Source organism: Paracoccus aerodenitrificans (assembly GCF_027913215.1).
Classification (GTDB): Bacteria; Pseudomonadota; Alphaproteobacteria; order Rhodobacterales; family Rhodobacteraceae; genus Paracoccus; species Paracoccus aerodenitrificans.
The window spans coordinates 2,130,993-2,148,503 of the sequence record NZ_CP115784.1; the positions used below are offsets into that span (position 1 = coordinate 2,130,993).

The 17,511-nt window shown below is 60.1% G+C and carries 20 protein-coding genes; 12 read left to right on the plus strand and 8 right to left on the minus strand.

The features are described from left to right. The first annotated feature begins 42 nt into the window (after positions 1 to 42). Positions 43 to 741, plus strand: coding sequence for a transcriptional repressor LexA (gene lexA, locus PAE61_RS11835; protein WP_271112587.1), 699 nt, complete (start codon positions 43 to 45; stop codon positions 739 to 741). Between the two features lie 320 nt (positions 742 to 1,061). Here the strand turns inward: lexA and PAE61_RS11840 are convergent, their stop codons facing one another. From PAE61_RS11840 to alr, 4 genes are all read right to left on the minus strand, one after another. Then, positions 1,062 to 2,003 carry a hemolysin family protein gene (locus PAE61_RS11840; RefSeq protein WP_271112588.1) on the minus strand — a complete coding sequence of 314 codons (942 nt, stop codon included), beginning with the start codon at positions 2,001 to 2,003 and terminating at the stop codon, positions 1,062 to 1,064. Next, positions 2,000 to 2,488 carry an rRNA maturation RNase YbeY gene (ybeY, locus tag PAE61_RS11845; RefSeq protein WP_271112589.1) on the minus strand — a complete coding sequence of 163 codons (489 nt, stop codon included), beginning with the start codon at positions 2,486 to 2,488 and terminating at the stop codon, positions 2,000 to 2,002. Before ybeY ends, PAE61_RS11840 begins: the two co-directional genes overlap by 4 nt. Then, complete coding sequence (locus tag PAE61_RS11850; protein ID WP_271115145.1) at positions 2,481 to 3,536, minus strand: PhoH family protein; 1,056 nt, start codon at positions 3,534 to 3,536, stop codon at positions 2,481 to 2,483. Before PAE61_RS11850 ends, ybeY begins: the two co-directional genes overlap by 8 nt. 164 nt (positions 3,537 to 3,700) lie before the next feature. Beyond that, positions 3,701 to 4,729 carry an alanine racemase gene (gene alr, locus PAE61_RS11855; protein ID WP_271112590.1) on the minus strand — a complete coding sequence of 343 codons (1,029 nt, stop codon included), beginning with the start codon at positions 4,727 to 4,729 and terminating at the stop codon, positions 3,701 to 3,703. 144 nt (positions 4,730 to 4,873) lie between these two features. Here alr and PAE61_RS11860 point away from each other — a divergent pair, with 144 nt between their 5' ends. The 8 genes from PAE61_RS11860 to PAE61_RS11895 all read left to right on the plus strand — a co-directional run bounded on the left by PAE61_RS11860 (position 4,874) and on the right by PAE61_RS11895 (position 11,294). Next, positions 4,874 to 6,406, plus strand: a complete 1,533-nt coding sequence (locus PAE61_RS11860; protein WP_271112591.1) for an acyl-CoA carboxylase subunit beta — start codon at positions 4,874 to 4,876, stop codon at positions 6,404 to 6,406. Continuing rightward, a complete protein-coding gene (locus tag PAE61_RS11865) occupies positions 6,403 to 7,077 on the plus strand; it encodes a DUF6497 family protein (protein WP_271112592.1) in 675 nt (224 codons plus the stop codon). Before PAE61_RS11860 ends, PAE61_RS11865 begins: the two co-directional genes overlap by 4 nt. A gap of 163 nt (positions 7,078 to 7,240) precedes the next feature. Next, entirely contained in the window at positions 7,241 to 7,381 is a 141-nt protein-coding gene (locus tag PAE61_RS11870) for a hypothetical protein (RefSeq protein ID WP_271112593.1), read from the plus strand. A gap of 69 nt (positions 7,382 to 7,450) precedes the next feature. Beyond that, positions 7,451 to 7,855, plus strand: coding sequence for a hypothetical protein (locus tag PAE61_RS11875; protein ID WP_271112594.1), 405 nt, complete (start codon positions 7,451 to 7,453; stop codon positions 7,853 to 7,855). 130 nt (positions 7,856 to 7,985) lie between these two features. Further along, positions 7,986 to 8,228 carry a hypothetical protein gene (locus tag PAE61_RS11880; RefSeq protein WP_271112595.1) on the plus strand — a complete coding sequence of 81 codons (243 nt, stop codon included), beginning with the start codon at positions 7,986 to 7,988 and terminating at the stop codon, positions 8,226 to 8,228. 102 nt (positions 8,229 to 8,330) lie between these two features. After that, positions 8,331 to 8,555 carry a YMGG-like glycine zipper-containing protein gene (locus PAE61_RS11885; RefSeq protein WP_271112596.1) on the plus strand — a complete coding sequence of 75 codons (225 nt, stop codon included), beginning with the start codon at positions 8,331 to 8,333 and terminating at the stop codon, positions 8,553 to 8,555. Positions 8,556 to 8,654: 99 nt separating this feature from the next. Beyond that, the gene (locus PAE61_RS11890) at positions 8,655 to 10,712 is read left to right on the plus strand and encodes an acetyl-CoA carboxylase biotin carboxylase subunit (protein ID WP_271112597.1); all 2,058 of its coding nucleotides are present in this window, start codon (positions 8,655 to 8,657) and stop codon (positions 10,710 to 10,712) included. 3 nt (positions 10,713 to 10,715) lie between these two features. Continuing rightward, positions 10,716 to 11,294, plus strand: a complete 579-nt coding sequence (locus PAE61_RS11895) for a hypothetical protein (protein WP_271112598.1) — start codon at positions 10,716 to 10,718, stop codon at positions 11,292 to 11,294. Positions 11,295 to 11,401: 107 nt separating this feature from the next. On the opposite strand, the gene PAE61_RS11900 is transcribed toward PAE61_RS11895, so the two are convergent. Then, positions 11,402 to 11,929, minus strand: coding sequence for a DUF4174 domain-containing protein (locus tag PAE61_RS11900; protein ID WP_271112599.1), 528 nt, complete (start codon positions 11,927 to 11,929; stop codon positions 11,402 to 11,404). A 185-nt stretch (positions 11,930 to 12,114) separates the two neighbouring features. On the opposite strand from PAE61_RS11900, the gene PAE61_RS11905 reads away from it, so the two are divergent. The 3 genes from PAE61_RS11905 (at position 12,115) to PAE61_RS11915 (ending at position 14,448) form a co-directional block, all read left to right on the plus strand. Beyond that, positions 12,115 to 12,633: a hypothetical protein gene (locus tag PAE61_RS11905; protein WP_271112600.1), complete on the plus strand. Its 519-nt coding sequence runs from the start codon at positions 12,115 to 12,117 to the stop codon at positions 12,631 to 12,633. A gap of 120 nt (positions 12,634 to 12,753) precedes the next feature. Beyond that, on the plus strand, positions 12,754 to 14,040 hold the full coding sequence (locus PAE61_RS11910) for a homoserine dehydrogenase (RefSeq protein ID WP_271112601.1): 1,287 nt from the start codon (positions 12,754 to 12,756) through the stop codon (positions 14,038 to 14,040). A 63-nt stretch (positions 14,041 to 14,103) separates the two neighbouring features. Further along, a complete protein-coding gene (locus tag PAE61_RS11915) occupies positions 14,104 to 14,448 on the plus strand; it encodes an MmcQ/YjbR family DNA-binding protein (RefSeq protein WP_271112602.1) in 345 nt (114 codons plus the stop codon). A gap of 33 nt (positions 14,449 to 14,481) precedes the next feature. Here PAE61_RS11915 and PAE61_RS11920 read toward each other — a convergent pair whose 3' ends face one another. The 3 genes from PAE61_RS11920 to PAE61_RS11930 all read right to left on the minus strand — a co-directional run bounded on the left by PAE61_RS11920 (position 14,482) and on the right by PAE61_RS11930 (position 17,338). Further along, positions 14,482 to 15,576, minus strand: coding sequence for an ABC transporter ATP-binding protein (locus tag PAE61_RS11920; protein ID WP_271115146.1), 1,095 nt, complete (start codon positions 15,574 to 15,576; stop codon positions 14,482 to 14,484). An 86-nt stretch (positions 15,577 to 15,662) separates the two neighbouring features. After that, positions 15,663 to 16,469: an ABC transporter permease gene (locus tag PAE61_RS11925; RefSeq protein WP_271112603.1), complete on the minus strand. Its 807-nt coding sequence runs from the start codon at positions 16,467 to 16,469 to the stop codon at positions 15,663 to 15,665. Further along, on the minus strand, positions 16,466 to 17,338 hold the full coding sequence (locus PAE61_RS11930; RefSeq protein ID WP_271112604.1) for an ABC transporter permease: 873 nt from the start codon (positions 17,336 to 17,338) through the stop codon (positions 16,466 to 16,468). The genes PAE61_RS11925 and PAE61_RS11930 overlap by 4 nt, the downstream gene beginning before the upstream one ends. Positions 17,339 to 17,511 lie beyond the last annotated feature (173 nt).

The window sequence follows — 17,511 nt, forward strand, 5'->3', positions numbered from 1 at the left end:
TGCCAGAACATTACCTGAACAGTGATGCAACAGGCCCGGAACATGCTGACAAAAAAGCAGATCGAACTTCTCGAATTCATCCATAAGCGGATGGAACGGGATGGCGTCCCCCCATCCTTCGATGAAATGAAGGTTGCACTTGATCTGCGATCGAAATCCGGTATCCATCGCCTTGTCACGGCACTTGAGGAACGCGGCTTCATTCGACGGCTTCCTCACCGCGCCCGTGCGCTTGAAATCATCCGGCTTCCCGACAGCATGGCCAAACCATCAGGTGGCTTCACTCCCGAAGTCATTTCGGGCGATCGCCGCGCAGAGCCGACACCACCGCGCCGCGCGATGAGTGTCAGCGTACACGCGATGGACCTGCCGGTCATGGGCCGCATCGCGGCAGGCGTTCCGATTGAAGCCATTTCCGAGGTATCGCATCACGTTGCCGTTCCCGGCAGCATGATATCCGGTCGTGAAAGCCATTATGCTCTCGAAGTCAAAGGCGACTCGATGATCGACGCCGGAATCAATGATGGCGATATCGTGGTTATTCGCGAACAGGATGCGGCCCAGAATGGCGATATTATCGTCGCTTTGGTGGAGGGCCATGAAGCGACACTGAAATATTACCGCCGCAAGGGCGCGATGATCGCGCTTGAAGCCGCCAATCCCGCCTATGAGACCAGAATAATTCCCGAAGATCAGGTGAAAGTGCAGGGTCGGCTTGTCGGGCTGATCCGCAGCTATTGATCGGGGTGGTGTTTTCCGGATACGGGGCCGGTGGTGGGATTAAGGGACTTATTTGAATGGTTTCCGGGTCAAATCTTACGCCGATGAAGCCAATTCTACTGATCATGCATGCGATTGCCTGATTGAATATCATTCAGGGCAGAGGCTTCGCCTAGTCTGACTGTTTTTTACGATCCAGATCAGCCCAATTAGCGGATGTGTCGATAAGCTTGCTGATCTGCCTGCATCATCGTTTATCTTGACGGCATAGCACACCGCGGTCCGCTCTAATCGAACCGCACCTGATCGCAGAAGTCCGCTACCCTGAGGCCACCAAAATATCAGACAGCCTCACTTGCCGCTGCCATCTGTTCCGTTTCGGATGACGGCAGGCGCAGGCGGACGCGCTTGATGCGGCGGGGGTCGGCGTCGACAACCTCGAATTCCGCGCCGGAATCATGCGGGATGACTTCTCCCCGGACCGGGACACGACCCGTCAGCATGAAGATCAGACCGCCAAGCGTGTCGATATCGTCTTCCTCTTCACCCGGGGCCAGTCTAAGACCGGTTTCCTGTTCCAATTCATCCAGCGGTGCACGCGCCTGGATCAGCCACTGGCCGGGATTTTCAGCCACCCAGAGGCCGCCCTCAACCTCGTCGTGTTCATCCTCGATTTCGCCGATGACCTGCTCAATCAGGTCCTCAATCGTGACCAGACCATCCACCCCACCATATTCGTCAATGACCAGAGCCATATGAATCCGGTCCTTCTGCATCTGCTGAAGCAGAACCCCGATCGGCATGGAAGGCGGCACGTAAAGCAGCGGCCGTAGCATGGGACGCAGGGTGAAACGCCCGCCGGGTTTCGCGCCGAAGCCGTGTTTCAGCGCCAGATCCTTCAGATGTATCAGCCCGACCGGGCTGTCCAGAGTCCCACGGAACACGGGAATCCGGGTAAATCCATGTTCGCGGAACATCTCGACCAGTTCATCCAGCAAGACATTGATCGGTGCAGCGACAATCTCGACCTTCGGAATTGCCACATCGTCAACGCGCATTCTGCGCAGATTGACCATGCCGGGCGCAACCGGATCAGGTGCGCGGTGTTCTTCGGGGATTGCATTCTCGTCATCCGAGGAACCGAACGCATCCCATAACCGTCCCAGAAACCCGCGAGGGGCGGGAAGATCGCGGCTCTCTCCTCCGGCACCCTCTGCCCATCCCGCGGAATCGGCACCGGATTCGGCGGAAGAGCCGTTACTTCGGGACGGATCGCTGTTCATTGGTCTCTCTCTTGATAGGGATCTGATATGCCGAGCGGGGCAAGAACAGAACGCTCGGCAGCTTCCATGGTTTCGGCATCGCTGTCATCCACATGATCATAGCCTGCCAGATGAAGCATCGCATGCACCAGAAGATGAGTGACATGGGCATCAAATTGCTTGCCCTGCGTCTCGGCCTCGCTGACGCAGCGATCATAGGAAATCGCGATATCCCCCAACTCGTCGGTGTCGGGCAGAGGCGGCTTTGCGCCGGGCTCGCGTTCGGCATGTTCGACCGCAGGCCATGACAGGACATTGGTCGGACGCGGCTTGCCGCGAAAATCGGCGTTCAGCGCGGCGATGCGGGTATCGTCGCAGCCCATCACGCAGATATCGGCATCCATCCCAAGCCATGCCAGTGTGGAGCGCCCTGCCCTTTCGGCCAGTTCCTCCAGCCCCGCATCATCCCATCGGTCATCCTCGATGACGACGTCGATCTCAGCCATTGCTGCGACCCGACGATCCGGGAGCGCGGCGCGGAACATAGCCGCCGCGCGGCTCCGCCTCACCCCGCGCAAGGGCGTCGGCATCTGCGGCATCATATGCCTCGATGATCCGGGCTACGAGATGGTGACGCACCACATCCTTCGCGGTGAAATAGTTGAAGCTGATGCCCTTGATCCCCGCGAGGATCTTTTCCGCATCGACCAGCCCCGATTGCGTCCCACGCGGCAGGTCGATCTGGGACCGGTCGCCCGTGATCACCATGCGCGAGCCTTCGCCCAGACGGGTCAGGAACATCTTCATCTGCATGGTCGAGGCATTCTGGGCCTCATCCAGCACCACGAACGCATTGGAGAGTGTACGGCCACGCATAAAGGCGAGCGGAGCGATCTCGATGCGTTTTTCCTCCATCAGCTTGGCAAGCTGTTTTCCCGGCAGGAAATCGTTCAGCGCATCGTAAAGCGGTTGCATATAGGGATCGACTTTTTCCTTCATATCGCCGGGCAGAAAGCCAAGCCGCTCACCTGCCTCGACGGCAGGACGCGACAGGATGATGCGATCAACATGGCCGCCGATCAGCATCGTGACCCCGGCGGCAACCGCGAGATAGGTCTTGCCGGTGCCTGCCGGACCGATGCCGAACGCCATCTCATTGGCGAAAAGATTGCGAACATAGTCCTTTTGCGCATCCGTACGCGGCTCGACCGTCTTTTTCCGGGTGCGCAGTTCGATTGCGCCGCTGCTGAACATCTCAAGCTGCTCATCCGGCGACAGCGATGCCGGTTCGGCATCTGGACCCATCCGCAACGCCGCGTCGATTTCTGCCGCGCCGACGGGGCGCCCCTGTTCAAGCCGGGCGTAGAGACCCTGCAATAATTGCGCCGCTTCTGTCTGGGCGGCCGCGTCACCGACAACGGCAAGCAGATTGCCCCGGCGCAGAACATGCACGTTCAGCGCGGATTCGATCTGCTGAAGATGTTTGTCGGCAGGGCCGCAAAGCTCTATCAGAAGGCGGTTATCGGGAAATTCCAGCAGCGTTTCGCCCTGCATATCAGCGGAATGCGCGGTGGCGTCGGGTGCGGTCGGGGTCAGGCCCAATGAAGTCTCCGGTCTGGTGGGTCCGCTCATGGTGGGGTGCATTGCAGCGTTAGACAAGACCCTGCGCGAAAAACCCGTCAGCTGTTACAAAAACTTCATCTTTCGGTAGCCGGAGATCACAGATATTCGCGCTTATAGCGGTTTCCAAGCGAGGTCAGCACCTCATAGCCAATCGTTCCGATGATTCCGGCGACAGCATCCACGGTCTGAAGTGGCGACAGAAGATCGAGCGCAGCCGGGATTTCCTCAAGTGCTGAGACATCAACGGTGATCAGGTCCATCGACACGCGGCCAAGAACAGGGCAGCGGATCTTTCCGGCCAGAAGATTGAGCCTTGGCACATCGCCATCCGACGAAAGCGCCCGGTGGATCCCGTCAGCATAGCCTGCCGCGACGGTTGCAACCCGCGTGGGCTGCTGCGCCGTCCATGTGTTGCCGTAACCGACCGTTTCGCCCGGCAGCACGTCGCGCGTCTGGATCACCGGCAGCGACAGGGTGACAACCGGTTGCGCGTCGCTGAATGGCTGTCCGCCATACAGGCCGATACCCGGCCGGATCAGGTCGAAATGATATTCCGCCCCCAGCAGAACGCCTCCCGTCGCTGCAAGGCTGCGCATTGCGGTCACGCCCTGCGTCATCTCGCGGAAGGCCACAAGCTGGTTTGCGTTCATCGGATGCCCCGGCTCATCCGCGCAGGCCAGATGCGACATGACCAGCACGGGATTCTGAGCAAGAATTTCCTGTTTCAGCCCGGCCCACTCCCCCGACTCCATGCCAAGCCGGTTCATGCCGGTATCAAGCTGAATGCCGAAAGGCCTGTCCGGGCGCATTGCACGATCGCGGAAATATTGCCCGGGGCTGTTCAGAAGCGGGATCGCATCGCCAGGATCAGCCCCCTCCATATGGCCCGACAAGACGAAAATCCGCGCCTCCGCTCCGACCGCCTGCCGGACCGGAGCCACCTCAGAGGCCAGGGCCACGAAGAAATCCCGCGCTCCGGCCTCGAACAGGGCAGCAGCGATCTCCCCGGACCCCAGACCATAGCCGTTTGCCTTGACGACAGCCGCCGCCCGCGACCCCGGCGCATGGGAGGCGAGCGCACGATAATTCGCCTTCAGAGCGGAAAGATCAATTTGCAGAACCATATCCTGCGAATGCGCCGCGATGTCCCGGAGGTCAAGAGTTATGACTGCCCGCAGCACCTGCACAGGGGCAATAGCGACGGAATTTCGGTTTGTTCCGCCGGAAGCTTTAGGTAATGGTTGAAGAAATCCGGGCCGGGGTAAGGAATGAAAGACATCTCCAGACAGCTTCAGCAGCGGCGCAAAGCCGCCTGGCTGGGTGGCGGGCAACACCGCATTGACGCTCAGCACAAGCGCGGCAAGCTGACCGCCCGCGAAAGGCTGGAATTGCTGCTGGATGAGGGCAGTTTCGAAGAGTTTGACATGTTCGTCACGCATCGCTCGACGGAATTCGGGATGGAGGATGACCGCCCGGCAGGGGACGGCGTCGTTACCGGATGGGGAACGATTAACGGACGCATGGTTTATGCCTATGCTCAGGATTTCACGGTATTTGGCGGATCGCTGTCTGAAACCCACGCCAATAAGATCTGCAAGATTCAGGATATGGCGATCCGGAACGGTGCGCCTCTGATCGGGCTGAACGATTCGGGAGGTGCGCGGATACAGGAAGGCGTCGCCAGCCTTGCCGGCTATGCCGGGGTGTTTCAGCGCAATATTCTTGCATCCGGCGTGATCCCGCAAATCTCCGTCGTGATGGGCCCATGTGCGGGCGGGGCGGTTTATTCCCCCGCAATCACCGATTTTACCTTCATGACGCGGGGAAGTTCCTACATGTTCGTCACCGGACCCGAGGTGGTCAAGGCGGTCACGAATGAGGTCGTCACAGCCGAGGAACTGGGCGGGGCAGACACGCATACCAGAAAATCCGGGGTCGCCGATGCCGCCTTCGAAAACGATGTCGAAACCCTCACCGAAACGCGCCGACTGTTCGACTTCCTGCCCCTGTCGAACCGCGACACTGCGCCGACCAGGCCCTTCTTCGACGATCCGCTGCGTATCGAACCCAGCCTCGACACCCTGATACCGGAAAACCCGAATGCGCCCTATGACATGCGCGAACTGGTTCTGAAGATCGCCGATGAGGGCGATTTTTTCGAGATTCAGCGCGATTTCGCCGCGAATATCCTGTGCGGCTTTATCCGGATCGAGGGCCGGACGATCGGAGTCGTCGCCAATCAGCCGATGGTGCTGGCGGGATGCCTTGATATTGACAGCTCGCGCAAGGCAGCGCGGTTCGTCCGGCTCTGCGATGCGTTCTCGATTCCGATCCTGACCCTGATCGACGTTCCCGGTTTCCTGCCCGGCACCGATCAGGAATGGGGCGGCATTATCAGCCACGGCGCGAAACTGGCCTTCGCCTATGGCGAGGCGACCGTGCCGAAAGTCACGATCATCACCCGCAAAGCCTATGGCGGTGCCTATATCGTCATGTCCTCGAAGCAGCTTGGGGGCGATATAAACTACGCCTGGCCCACCGCCGAGGTGGCCGTGATGGGCGCGAAAGGCGCGGTCGAGATCCTGCACCGGAAAGAGCTGGACGATCCCGACCGGGTTCTGGAACTGACCGAGGAATATGAGGACCGGTTCGCAAACCCCTTCAAGGCCGCCGAGCGCGGGCTGATCGATGAGGTTATCCAGCCGCGCTCGACCCGCCGCCGCGTTGCCCGCGCCTTTGCCAGTCTTCGCAACAAATCCCAGCAAACCCCGTGGAAGAAACACGACAATCTGCCGCTATGACATTTTTCAGCCGTATTTTCCTTCTTGCCCTGCCAGCCCTGCCGGTTCAGGCCGAAAGCACCAACGATACATCTCTGGACGTTCCATCCGGCCAGCAAATAAGCTGGCTCGATACGATCCACGGCGTGCCGGGTCCCGGCGGGCTGACCTATCGTTTCCGCTTCGTCGCTCCGCAACTGGCCAATCTTGTTCCGATGGGCGGCACCGCCCCGATGGAAGAACTGCCCGAGGCCGATATGGCATTGCTTGAGGAACTTGCCGAAAGCGAGGGCGACAATGCCGCCTCGATCCTGTCAGGCGCACTGCGCGAAGGGCTGATCGGCACGACCGAGCTTGACAGCGATCCAGTGATCTCGATCCTCAGCCCGGAAGCTGAAGGGGACCTGGCGGCGGAACCCGTCGCGCCGCTGCCAGCCGCAACCGACGCTCCGCCCCTGCCGCCTGCGCCCGAAATTCTGCTTCAGGACCCGATGCATAACGATATTGTGTGGCTCTGCGAGAATTTTGTTTTGCCCCGCATTGCCAGCCCCGCGCCAAGGCCCACTCAGATCGTAATATCGCTGTCGGACCGCCCGACCCCTGCGGGTGAGCTGACCCCCGGCGTTGTTCAGCTTTTCGAGGCATTCAGCCTGCCGCCGAACCGCGATGAGTGCATATGGGAGCCGTTCTGATGCCTGATGCAACCCTGCCACAGATGGGCAACCTCCTGCCGACGCGCTCGGGTGCCTTCTATCGCAATCACGGATTCCTTCCTAGAATCGCGCCGGTTGCGTATACTGCGCGACAGATATCGAAAAAAAGGGGCGTTAAAGTCCCGTCTTACAGGAGCAGACAATGTCCAAAACAATCGCGCTTGCCCTCATCTCCGTGGGCGTTCTGGCCGCATGCCAGCCGCGTCAGCCGGAAATCAACACCATGCCGGTCGCACCTGTCACGCAGGAGCCGGTCTATCAAGGCAAATACGGCGCTAACTGATCCCGGTCCGACGAAACGCGGGCGGCAGGTCTGCCCGCGTGATTCGCATATGGTTGCGGGGATTCGCCCATGCTGAAGCATCGCGGTTTTCCCTCACGTCTCCCATCGACCGATTATCAGTTCACGATTCGTCGCGCCAATCCGAAGGGTGCCACGAAACTTGTCGCCCGCGAGCGTTATCGCGACCGCAGCGCAGCGGATCGCCGCGCGGATGCCGGTTTTCTTGCCGCTCTGATCGAACATTTCGGAGAGGAAGAATTCGAAAGGGGCAATCTCGATGCCGGACGCCTGTCATGGCTTCTGGGCCGCGAGGTGATCGCTGTTGGCAAGCTTGACCCGATCTCCTATGAACAGCTGTTCCGCGTCGATCTCGCGAAGGCTGAGGCCGGATTTCCCGAGATATTCGCCGCTGATGACGACAATGGCTGGTATGACGAAGAGGACGACTGGGACGATGAGGACGGTGACGGCTGATCATGAGCAAGTTACCGCCATTCAACAATTTTTCACACGCTTGTCAGTTTTACACATCCATGCGTTGTGGCAAAATGAAGCGTATCAACAGAACTGCCCCGAATGGGGCTAGAGCAGAAGGCAGTGTTATATGCAGACGAAAACCACTCTCCGCCTCGCTGGCGCAATCTTCGCGATTGCCGGACTTTCGGCATGCGCTCAGCAAGGTCCGTATGGCGGCGGCTACACCATGTCGCCTGACACGCAGCGCGCACTTGTCGGCGCCGGTGCTGGTGCCGTGGCCGCTAAAGCATTCGACGAAGATGTCGGAACCGGTGCTGTTCTTGGCGCAGCGGCTGGTGCCCTGTGCGACGACGCACGGGTTTGCCAGTAACGGACCCACTGACGAAGCGGCTGCCCTGTGCGCCGCTTCCGTCAGCCCGCAAATCGCCCGCTTTCCGGCGCAGCATGCGGGCCTATCTGAAAGAACATATTCATGCTTAAAGTCAAACTTGCGGCAACGGCCGCGTTTCTTGCATTTGCGGCCGCTGGCTGCACCCAGAATATCAACCCGACCGATATCGACCGTGCCGCCATCGGTGCGGCTGCCGGTGCAACCATCGCCCATGTCGCCGGTGAAGATGAAAGCGACGTCTATAAAGGCGCTGCTGCCGGTGCCGCTGCCGGTGCGATCTGCAACGACGTCGGCTTCTGCCGCTAAGACAAGCGTAACCTCCGGGACGCTGTTTCCGGCGGTCTGCTTTACTCACGCCGCCCCGGCACATGCTGCGGGCGGCGCGTTTGCATCGAAAGCTTCACGATGCTGAAGAAAATCCTGATCGCCAATCGCGGTGAGATTGCCTGCCGCATCATCAAGACGGCCCGGAAGATGGGCATTGCCACCGTCGCCGTCTATTCCGATGCCGACCGGCGGGCTCTGCATGTCCGGATGGCGGATGAAGCCGTTCATATCGGCCCTGCACAGGCCGCGAAATCCTATCTGGACATCGACCGCATTTTTGCAGCCATTCGCGAGACCGGAGCGGATGCGGTTCATCCGGGATACGGCTTTCTGTCCGAAAACAGCCGCTTCGCCGAGGCGCTTGCACAGGCCGGGGTCACCTTCATCGGACCGCCTCAATCCGCGATTGAGGCGATGGGCGACAAGATCACCTCGAAGAAAATCGCCGCCGAGGCCGGTGTTTCAACCGTACCCGGCTATATGGGCGTTATCGAAGACGCCGATGAGGCGGTTCGGATCAGCGCGGAAATCGGCTATCCGGTGATGATCAAGGCATCGGCAGGCGGCGGCGGCAAGGGGATGCGCATCGCCTGGAATGAAGACGAGGCACGCGACGGTTTCCGGTCCTCGAAAAACGAAGCCGCCGGCAGCTTCGGTGACGACAGGATTTTCATCGAGAAGTTCATCACCTCTCCGCGCCATATCGAGATCCAGATCATCGCCGATGGGCATGGCAATTGCGTTTACCTTCATGAGCGCGAATGCTCCATCCAGAGGCGCAATCAGAAAGTCATCGAGGAAGCGCCCTCGCCCTTCCTTGACGCGGAAACCCGTGCACGGATGGGAAAGCAGGCTGTCGAACTGGCCCGGGCGGTCGATTATGTCAGCGCCGGAACGGTCGAATTCATCGTCGATGACAATCGCAATTTCTATTTCCTTGAGATGAACACGCGGCTTCAGGTTGAACACCCCGTGACCGAGCTGATTACCGGAATCGATCTGGTCGAGCAGATGATCCGAGTCGCAGAAGGCAAACCGCTTCCCTTCAAGCAGAATGATGTGACGTTGCGGGGTTGGGCTGTCGAATCGCGTGTCTATGCCGAGGACCCCTATCGCGGCTTCCTGCCCTCGCCCGGGCGGCTGACCCGCTATCGCCCGCCTGCCGAGACCCGGGCCGGGCCGATGGCGGATGCGGGGAACTGGATCGATTCGCAGCCCGATGAGATACCGCCCCGCGCCGCGACCGGCATCCGCAACGATACCGGCGTATATGAGGGCGGAGAGATTTCGATGTTCTACGACCCGATGATCGCCAAGCTGTGCACATGGGCCCCTGATCGGGAACAGGCAATTTCAGCGATGCACGGGGCGCTCAACAGTTTCGAAATCGAGGGAATCGGGCATAACCTTCCCTTCCTCTCGGCGGTGATGGATCATCCGCGCTTTGTTTCGGGTGATATCTCGACCGGCTTCATCGCCGAGGAATATCCCTCCGGCTTCACCGGTGCTGTCCTGCCCGAAGCAGAGCTTGCCCGCATCGCCGCAGCCGCCTCAGCCATGTATCGCGTCGCCGAGATCAGGCGCACCCGGATCAGCGGGCGACTGGGCAATCACGAACGCAAGGTCGGCGCGGATTGGGTGGTCACGATTGACGGCCAGGATTTCCGCACCCGGATCGACGCCGACCGCGACGGCTCGACCGTGACCGTCAACGATGCAGCGCTGCGTGTTGTGTCTGACTGGGTGCCGGGGCGTTCTCTGGCGCATCTGGTGGTCGCGGGGCAGCCGCTTGTGCTGAAGGTTGACCGGATCTCGTCGGGTTTCCGGCTGCGCAGTTCGGGCGCGGATCTTCAGGTTCGGGTCCGCACGCCACGCGCGGCGGAACTGGCCCGGCTGATGCCCGAGATCCAGTCTGCGGATCAGTCCAGATTATTGCTGTGCCCGATGCACGGGCTGATCGTCTCAATCGATGTGAAGGAAGGGGACGAGGTTTCGGCGGGGCAGGCTCTGGCCACGATCGAGGCCATGAAGATGGAAAATATCCTGCGTGCCGAGCAGCCGGGAAAGGTCAAACGCATCGCCGCCAGCGAAGGTCAGAGCATGAAGGTTGACGATATCATCATGGAGTTTGTCTGACCCGTGACCGCGCCTCTGGATCAGATCCTCGCCCCGCAGGCACAATCCGCAATGATCGCCGGATTATTTCTTGCGGCGGGATGGTGGGTTGTGGCGTGGCAAAGCCGCCGCCGTGACATCAAGCAGCGCGCTGACCGTGTACGCGATGTGCAACGTGCGATCTTCGCCGAGATCCGCGCCTATCTGGCGGTGTTGCAGCGGGACCATATCGCGGAATACGGCGCGGAAATTGCGGACCGGATCCGGTCCGAACCCGGCTATTTCCCGGTCATCCCGACGGAACGGAATGATGCAATCTTCCTTGCAATCGTAGCAGAACTGCATGTCCTGCCCCGCGATACGATTGACCCTGTTGTGCTGTATTACAGCCAGTTAAACGCAATCAGCGCGATGATTGCGGATCTGCGGGAACTGGATCTGGAGCGCATCGGACCCAAACGGGCCTCGGCGATGTATCTTGACTATATTTCACTGAAGCTCGGAGCAATCGAACTTGGAGAGGCTGCGATGACAGCCATCAAGTCGAATATGGACGGAACCGGACGGATCAGTAGCCCGGACGAGGCCCCGTCCGGACGGTAATCGGTTTCGGCTTATAGGACGCTGACATTGGCGTTACCTCTCTTTGCACAGCTACAATATAGGCTCTCGCGGGTCTTCACGCAATAAGCCCATATTTTCCCGGCTGTTCACGGAACGATACCGGCGCGTCCTATTTCCTCACGCCGCAGGGGGAATTTGTCGATGGCACGGGAAATTTCACGGACGCTCCACGGCGCGGGCTTGCGCTGCTTCACCTGCCCGTCCTTATCCATGATGACCAGAGAAAAACCCTTCGGATGCAGCGCCCTGCGCCAAGAAGTTTCAGCAGACGGATCGGTATCGGTGATGACCACGACATCCCTCTCGATCAACTGTTCCGGACGCTCGCGCAGGCTGTCAAGCTGCAACACGAATGACGGATCGGCAGCAGTATCGGCGAACACCACCACGGGACGGGCCTGCCAGAGAAATTCCCCGGGTTCGCTTTCTGAAGCCGGCAGGATGCGCAGAATCCGATCCTCTCCTGGGTCCGGCATTGCGGTATTGCCGGACTGGGCGGCATCGACCTCGGCAGGGGATGGCGGGTTCACGCGCGAGGGCGGTGACGGATCCCCGCCCGAGCCCATCGCGGCCACCATAATGGCGCATATTATGATCGGGACAGTTTTTCGCATTCATACCTCGCTTCCGTCGAATATAGGCACCGCCAGCCACAGGGGAAATAGCAGCCTGGTGTAAAACCTGCCCCCGACCGGAAGGCCTTGGTCCCGCGAAAGCTGCGCCTTCTTCGCCCGCATGGCTTGCAGCCCGGTATTTCGGGGTGCAGACATGGCATCGACGCAGCTTGAGGACTGACGGCATGAGAATGGATCGAGCCCCTGCCCGCCTGCCGGACGATTTCGCGGCCCAGATCGGCCATGCCGTTTCGGGCTTCGGCTTTCTTGAGGAAGCGCTCAAGCGGGCGATTTTCTCATTATCGCGCGACGGTCTGGGCGAAGAACCCGATGACCGGGCGCTGCAATCCTGGCTGCGCCGCATGGAGGATGTCGCCGACGATTCGCTTGGGACGCTGATCGACCAATTCGTGAAGCAGATGCAGCGTGCGCAGATAAAGGATCGCGACCAGCTTGCCCGCGATCTGCGCGACATCAGGCGCAACCGCAATATGCTGTGCCATGCCTCATGGAAGCCGGTCGCGGACAGCGATCGCTGGCATCCCTCTTTTCTGAACACAAAGGGAGAGGTCTTTCCCGATGATCTCTCTGCCGATGACATTGCCCGGATCGGTGCGCAGACGCTTGATGCGGCGTCGCGTATCGTCTCGGTCATGCGGGCGACCGGGATCGAAGGGGAATGGATCGGTCACGACGAGGATTAGACCGGCCAGAGACCACCTTGCGCTCAATTCCGGCAAGAACGCAGCCCACATGCGTTACAACGCGTTGCAACGCGGTGCACCTCGCGCTAACACCCTGCGAACGCTACACGAGAGGCTTTCATGTCCGCCCCATTACGGCTTGGTATCGCCGGACTCGGCACTGTCGGGATCGGTGTCGTCAAGATTATCCAGAAACACGCCGATCTTCTGGCGATGCGTTCGGGCCGTGAGGTCACGATTACTGCGGTCAGCGCACGCGACCGGATGAAGAACCGCGACGCGGATCTGTCCTCTTATATGTGGGTTCAGGACCCGGTCGAGCTGGCGCAGCGCGACGATGTGGATATCTATGTCGAACTGATCGGCGGCGATGCCGGTGTGGCCCGCGATTCGGTCGAGGCGGCTTTGAAATCCGGCAAGGATGTCGTGACGGCGAACAAGGCTCTGCTGGCGCTGCATGGTCAGGAACTGGCCGAGATGGCCGAGGCCGAGGGCCGCGTGATCCGCTTTGAAGCCGCCGTCGCCGGAGGCATTCCGGTCATCAAGACGATGACGGAATCGCTTGCGGGCAACAAGCTGGGCCGGGTCATGGGTGTCATGAACGGGACCTGCAACTATATCCTGACGCGGATGGAAAGCGCCGGTCTGCCCTATGAGGCCGTGTTCGAGGAAGCGCGGCAGCTTGGCTATCTGGAAGCCGATCCGACGCTGGATGTCGGCGGGATCGACGCGTCGCACAAGCTGGCGATTCTGTCATCCATCGCTTTCGGCACCCGCGTCGATTTCGGTGCCGTCGAGATCGAAGGGATCGAAAGGGTCAGCATCGACGACATCCGCCGCGCCGCCGATATGGGCTATCGCATCAAGTTGCTTGGCGTGTCGCAGATGACTCCGCGCGGGCTTGAGCAGCGCATGTCTCCGTGTCTGGTCCCCGCCGACAGCCCGATCGGTCAGTTGCAGGGCGGCACGAATATGGTCGTGATTGAGGGCGACTCGGTCGGCCAGATCGTGCTGCGCGGCGCCGGTGCAGGCGAAGGACCGACCGCAAGCGCAGTGATGTCCGATATCGTCGAGCTTGCACGCGGTGTCCGCGTCCCGATCTTCGGTCAGCCAGCCTCTGGCCTGACCAGGGCGCAACCGGCCCGCACAGCGGTACCCGCCGCCTATTATCTGCGGCTGGCTTTGCTGGACAAACCCGGTGCGCTTGCGAAAGTGGCGAATATTCTTGGCGATGCGGGGATCTCGATCCACCGCATGCGGCAATATGATCATGAGGGCGGTCCGGCTCCGGTGCTGATTGTGACGCATAAGACGACGCCCGATGCCATCGACCACGCAATCGAGATGCTGCCCGGCACGGGCGTGATCGCCGAAGATCCGGTAGAGCTTCGTATCGAGGAAGTCTGACCCGGATCATCCCCGCTGCGAGATATCCGGCCGGAATGCGGATATCCGTGATAGGCTGCCTCCATGAGTCGCGCTCAGGTCAATCATATATGCGCCGGTTTCCCGGGGGCAGAACATTCCGACCCCTGGGGCGGCGGGCATGATTGCTGGAAAGTCGGCAATAAGATCTTCGCGCTGATCGGAATGCGCGAGGACCGTGTGTCGGTGAAATGCCGCGATATCGACACCGCAGCAATGCTGATTGAGGCGGGTGTAGCTGTAAAGGCACCTTATATGCATCGCAGTTGGGTCGCCCTGCCCTGCGATGCCCCGCCCGATGAGCTGGAGCACCGGATCGCCCAGTCATATGAGCTGATCCGGAGTTCCCTGCCGAAAAAACTTCAGGCGGGGCTGGCGAACGGGGTCTGAGACCCGGCGTGCCCGCCTCGGTCGCCTTTGCTTTTATCTGAACAGGATCAGACTCGAGGGCGACCAGCCAACCGTGCAGCGCGTCCCCACATCGGGGATATCGCGGCCGAACACGTTGCGCATGGAAATGCGGACCGGTTCCGAGGTGGTGCCGTCCTCTTCATCCAGCCGCACATCGTAATAGGTCATGTCGCCGTAATAGACGACCTCATCGATCACCCCGCCATTCAGGCGCGGGGCGGTCTGGCTTTGCCCCTCGGGAAAAACATTGACCGCTTCGGGGCGGAAACCGACCATCGGCGCATCATCCTGATCCCCCTTGCTGGCGATCTGTTGCGCGGGGATTTCGATTTCACCCATGCCTTCGACATCGACACGGGCCATGCCGTCCTGTTCGGAAAGAATCGTCGCGGGCAGAAAATTCATCACCCCGATGAAATCCGCCACACGGCGACTGACCGGGCGGGCATAGAGCGATTCCGGTTCGTCAAGCTGAGCGATGCCGCCATCGAACATCACCGCGATCCGGTCGGACATGACAAGGGCCTCTTCCTGATCATGCGTGACCAGAACGAAGGTAATGCCGACCTGACGCTGCAGCTTAATCAGTTCGACCTGCATCTGCTCGCGCATCTTGCGGTCGAGCGCGGAAAGAGGTTCGTCCAGCAGCAGCACTTTGGGCTTCAGGATCAGCGCCCGCGCCAGAGCCACGCGCTGACGCTGCCCGCCGGACAGGGCATGCGCGGCCCGCTTGCCATAGCCGGTCAGCCCGACCATTTTCAGCGCCTCTTCCACGGCGGCAGATTTTTCGGCCTTGGATCGTGGGTCGCGACGCAGGCCGAAGGCGACATTTTCCGCCACCGTCAGATGAGGAAAAATCGCATAGGACTGGAAGACCATATTGGTAGGCCGCTTATTTGCGGGGACATCGGCCATATCCTTGCCGTCGATCAGGACAACACCGTCCGAAATATCTTCAAACCCCGCAATCGTCCGAAGAAGCGTGGTCTTGCCGCAGCCCGAAGGGCCGAGAAGGGAAAAGAACTCTCCTTCCCGGATGGTCAGGTCGATCCCGCGCAGCGCGTGATATTCGCCGTAATATTTATGAACACCCCGGCATTCGATCATCGCTTTGGCCGCCTGCAACTCGGCATAGCGGTCGGAGGATCTGGACTGGCGCGGCGCCGAGCTTGCCTGAATTTCGGTCGTTTCGGTCAAATGAGGCCTCCGGTATTCGTCTGGCCGGTGCGGGCAGCCCCGCGGCGGCGGAAATATTCTGCGATGGTCAGCAACAGGATCGAGACGCCCACCAGCACGGTGCCAAGCGCCATGATCACCGGCACCGATTTAGGAAAGCGAAGCTGGCTGAAGATATAGGTCGGCAAGGTCGGTTCGTTGCCGGACAGGAAATAGGCGATGATGAACTCATCGAGGCTGATGGTGAAGCTCATCAGCAGCGAGGAAATAATACCCGGCATCACAAGCGGCAGGATGACCAGACGAAACGCGCTCCATTTGGTTTCGCCCAGATCATAGGCGGCTTCCTCCAGCGAGCGGTCAAGCGAGTTGAACGCGGTGGTCAGGATCACGATGGCATAGGGCATGCACAGCAGGACATGGCCAAGGATCACCGTGAAGACCGAAAGCTGCAGCCCGATCGCCAGCAGGACCACCAGCAGCGACATGGCGATGATAATTTCGGGCAGGACCAGCGGCAGCATGATCAGCCCCATCACGCCGGGCTTGCCCGGGAAATTGAACCGGGTCGAGGCGCGGGCCGCGAAAATCCCCAGACAGGTCGCCAGCACCGATGAGCTGATCGCGATAATCATCGAGTTGATGAACGCGTTGCGCAGCGTCTGGTCAGCCATCATCGCGCTGAACCAGTCCGTCGTGAACCCTCTCAGCGGAAAGGCGATGACGGTGCCGGAGTTGAAGGCAAAAAGCGGCAGAAGCAGGATCGGCGCATAGAGAAACAGCAGATACAGCACCGTATAGATACGCAGCCCATTGCCCTTCATTGTCTCACCTTCAGAAAGCGGCGGTTCAGCAGGATGAACACCAGACTGATAGCAGCGACGATCAGCATCGCCGTAATCGCCAGCGCCGATCCCATCGGTTTGTTGTCAAGCGGCAGCATATTGGCCTGCACCATATTGGCGACCATCGGGACCTTGCCGCCGCCGATCAGTTCGGGCGTGACGTAATCCCCGATAGTCGGAATGAACACGATCAGTGTCGCCGCCACCACGCCGGGCATGGCCAGCGGCAGCGTCACCCGCCAGAAAGTCATCAGCCGCGATTCCCCAAGATCACGCCCCGCCTCCAGCAACGAACGGTCGATTTTCTCAAGCGCGACATAGATCGGCAGGATCGCGAAAGGCGCATAGGCATGGGCCAGCGTGATGACCATCGCCTGCACATTGAACAGCAGGTTGCTGAGCGGTTCGGAAATGATGTGAAGCTGCAGCAGGACCGAGTTCACGACACCGTTTTCCGCCAGAATCGCTTTCCACAGAAACACCCGGATCAGATAAGAGGTCCAGAACGGGATGGTGATCAGAAACAGCCACATCGATTTGCGTTCCTGCCGCACCATGAAGGACAGGAAATAGGCTACCGGAAAGGCCAGAACCACGGTGGCCAGCGTGACCAGCATGGCGACCAGCAGCGAGCGCAGCATGATCTTGTGAAACACCGGATCGGCAATCACCGTCCGGTAATTATCCAGCGTAAATTCCCGCACCACCTCCAGATAGCCATCCCGGAAGAAGGAATAAGCCAGAATCGTCATCAGCGGCGCGGCCAGCATAAGCACCGCGTAAATCAATGGTGGCGAGACCATTTTCAGGCCCTGACGCGCTTCGGCGTCGAAACGGGTGACGGACATCGGCTCTCCGTGAAGGCGCAGTTTCGTCGACTCTATAAACGGAAGCGATGCTTGAAAAGCGGCTTCGACATATCCGGTAAACCGGCTGGAAGGTTTCCGGGCGGGCAGAGCCTCTTCAATTCCCCTGCCCATATCTCATTTTTTAAGCATGCTGCGGCCTTTCGGCTCGACAC

What these genes read in the sequence shown, in the direction of transcription:
- lexA (WP_271112587.1), top strand. Translation starts at nt 43, where the DNA reads ATGCTGACAAAAAAGCAGATCGAACTTCTCGAATTCATCCATAAGCGG.
- PAE61_RS11840 (WP_271112588.1), bottom strand. Translation starts at nt 2,003, where the DNA reads ATGAACAGCGATCCGTCCCGAAGTAACGGCTCTTCCGCCGAATCCGGT.
- ybeY (WP_271112589.1), bottom strand. Translation starts at nt 2,488, where the DNA reads ATGGCTGAGATCGACGTCGTCATCGAGGATGACCGATGGGATGATGCG.
- PAE61_RS11850 (WP_271115145.1), bottom strand. Translation starts at nt 3,536, where the DNA reads ATGCAGGGCGAAACGCTGCTGGAATTTCCCGATAACCGCCTTCTGATA.
- alr (WP_271112590.1), bottom strand. Translation starts at nt 4,729, where the DNA reads ATGGTTCTGCAAATTGATCTTTCCGCTCTGAAGGCGAATTATCGTGCG.
- PAE61_RS11860 (WP_271112591.1), top strand. Translation starts at nt 4,874, where the DNA reads ATGAAAGACATCTCCAGACAGCTTCAGCAGCGGCGCAAAGCCGCCTGG.
- PAE61_RS11865 (WP_271112592.1), top strand. Translation starts at nt 6,403, where the DNA reads ATGACATTTTTCAGCCGTATTTTCCTTCTTGCCCTGCCAGCCCTGCCG.
- PAE61_RS11870 (WP_271112593.1), top strand. Translation starts at nt 7,241, where the DNA reads ATGTCCAAAACAATCGCGCTTGCCCTCATCTCCGTGGGCGTTCTGGCC.
- PAE61_RS11875 (WP_271112594.1), top strand. Translation starts at nt 7,451, where the DNA reads ATGCTGAAGCATCGCGGTTTTCCCTCACGTCTCCCATCGACCGATTAT.
- PAE61_RS11880 (WP_271112595.1), top strand. Translation starts at nt 7,986, where the DNA reads ATGCAGACGAAAACCACTCTCCGCCTCGCTGGCGCAATCTTCGCGATT.
- PAE61_RS11885 (WP_271112596.1), top strand. Translation starts at nt 8,331, where the DNA reads ATGCTTAAAGTCAAACTTGCGGCAACGGCCGCGTTTCTTGCATTTGCG.
- PAE61_RS11890 (WP_271112597.1), top strand. Translation starts at nt 8,655, where the DNA reads ATGCTGAAGAAAATCCTGATCGCCAATCGCGGTGAGATTGCCTGCCGC.
- PAE61_RS11900 (WP_271112599.1), bottom strand. Translation starts at nt 11,929, where the DNA reads ATGCGAAAAACTGTCCCGATCATAATATGCGCCATTATGGTGGCCGCG.
- PAE61_RS11905 (WP_271112600.1), top strand. Translation starts at nt 12,115, where the DNA reads ATGAGAATGGATCGAGCCCCTGCCCGCCTGCCGGACGATTTCGCGGCC.
- PAE61_RS11910 (WP_271112601.1), top strand. Translation starts at nt 12,754, where the DNA reads ATGTCCGCCCCATTACGGCTTGGTATCGCCGGACTCGGCACTGTCGGG.
- PAE61_RS11915 (WP_271112602.1), top strand. Translation starts at nt 14,104, where the DNA reads ATGAGTCGCGCTCAGGTCAATCATATATGCGCCGGTTTCCCGGGGGCA.
- PAE61_RS11920 (WP_271115146.1), bottom strand. Translation starts at nt 15,576, where the DNA reads ATGATCGAATGCCGGGGTGTTCATAAATATTACGGCGAATATCACGCG.
- PAE61_RS11925 (WP_271112603.1), bottom strand. Translation starts at nt 16,469, where the DNA reads ATGAAGGGCAATGGGCTGCGTATCTATACGGTGCTGTATCTGCTGTTT.
- PAE61_RS11930 (WP_271112604.1), bottom strand. Translation starts at nt 17,338, where the DNA reads ATGTCCGTCACCCGTTTCGACGCCGAAGCGCGTCAGGGCCTGAAAATG.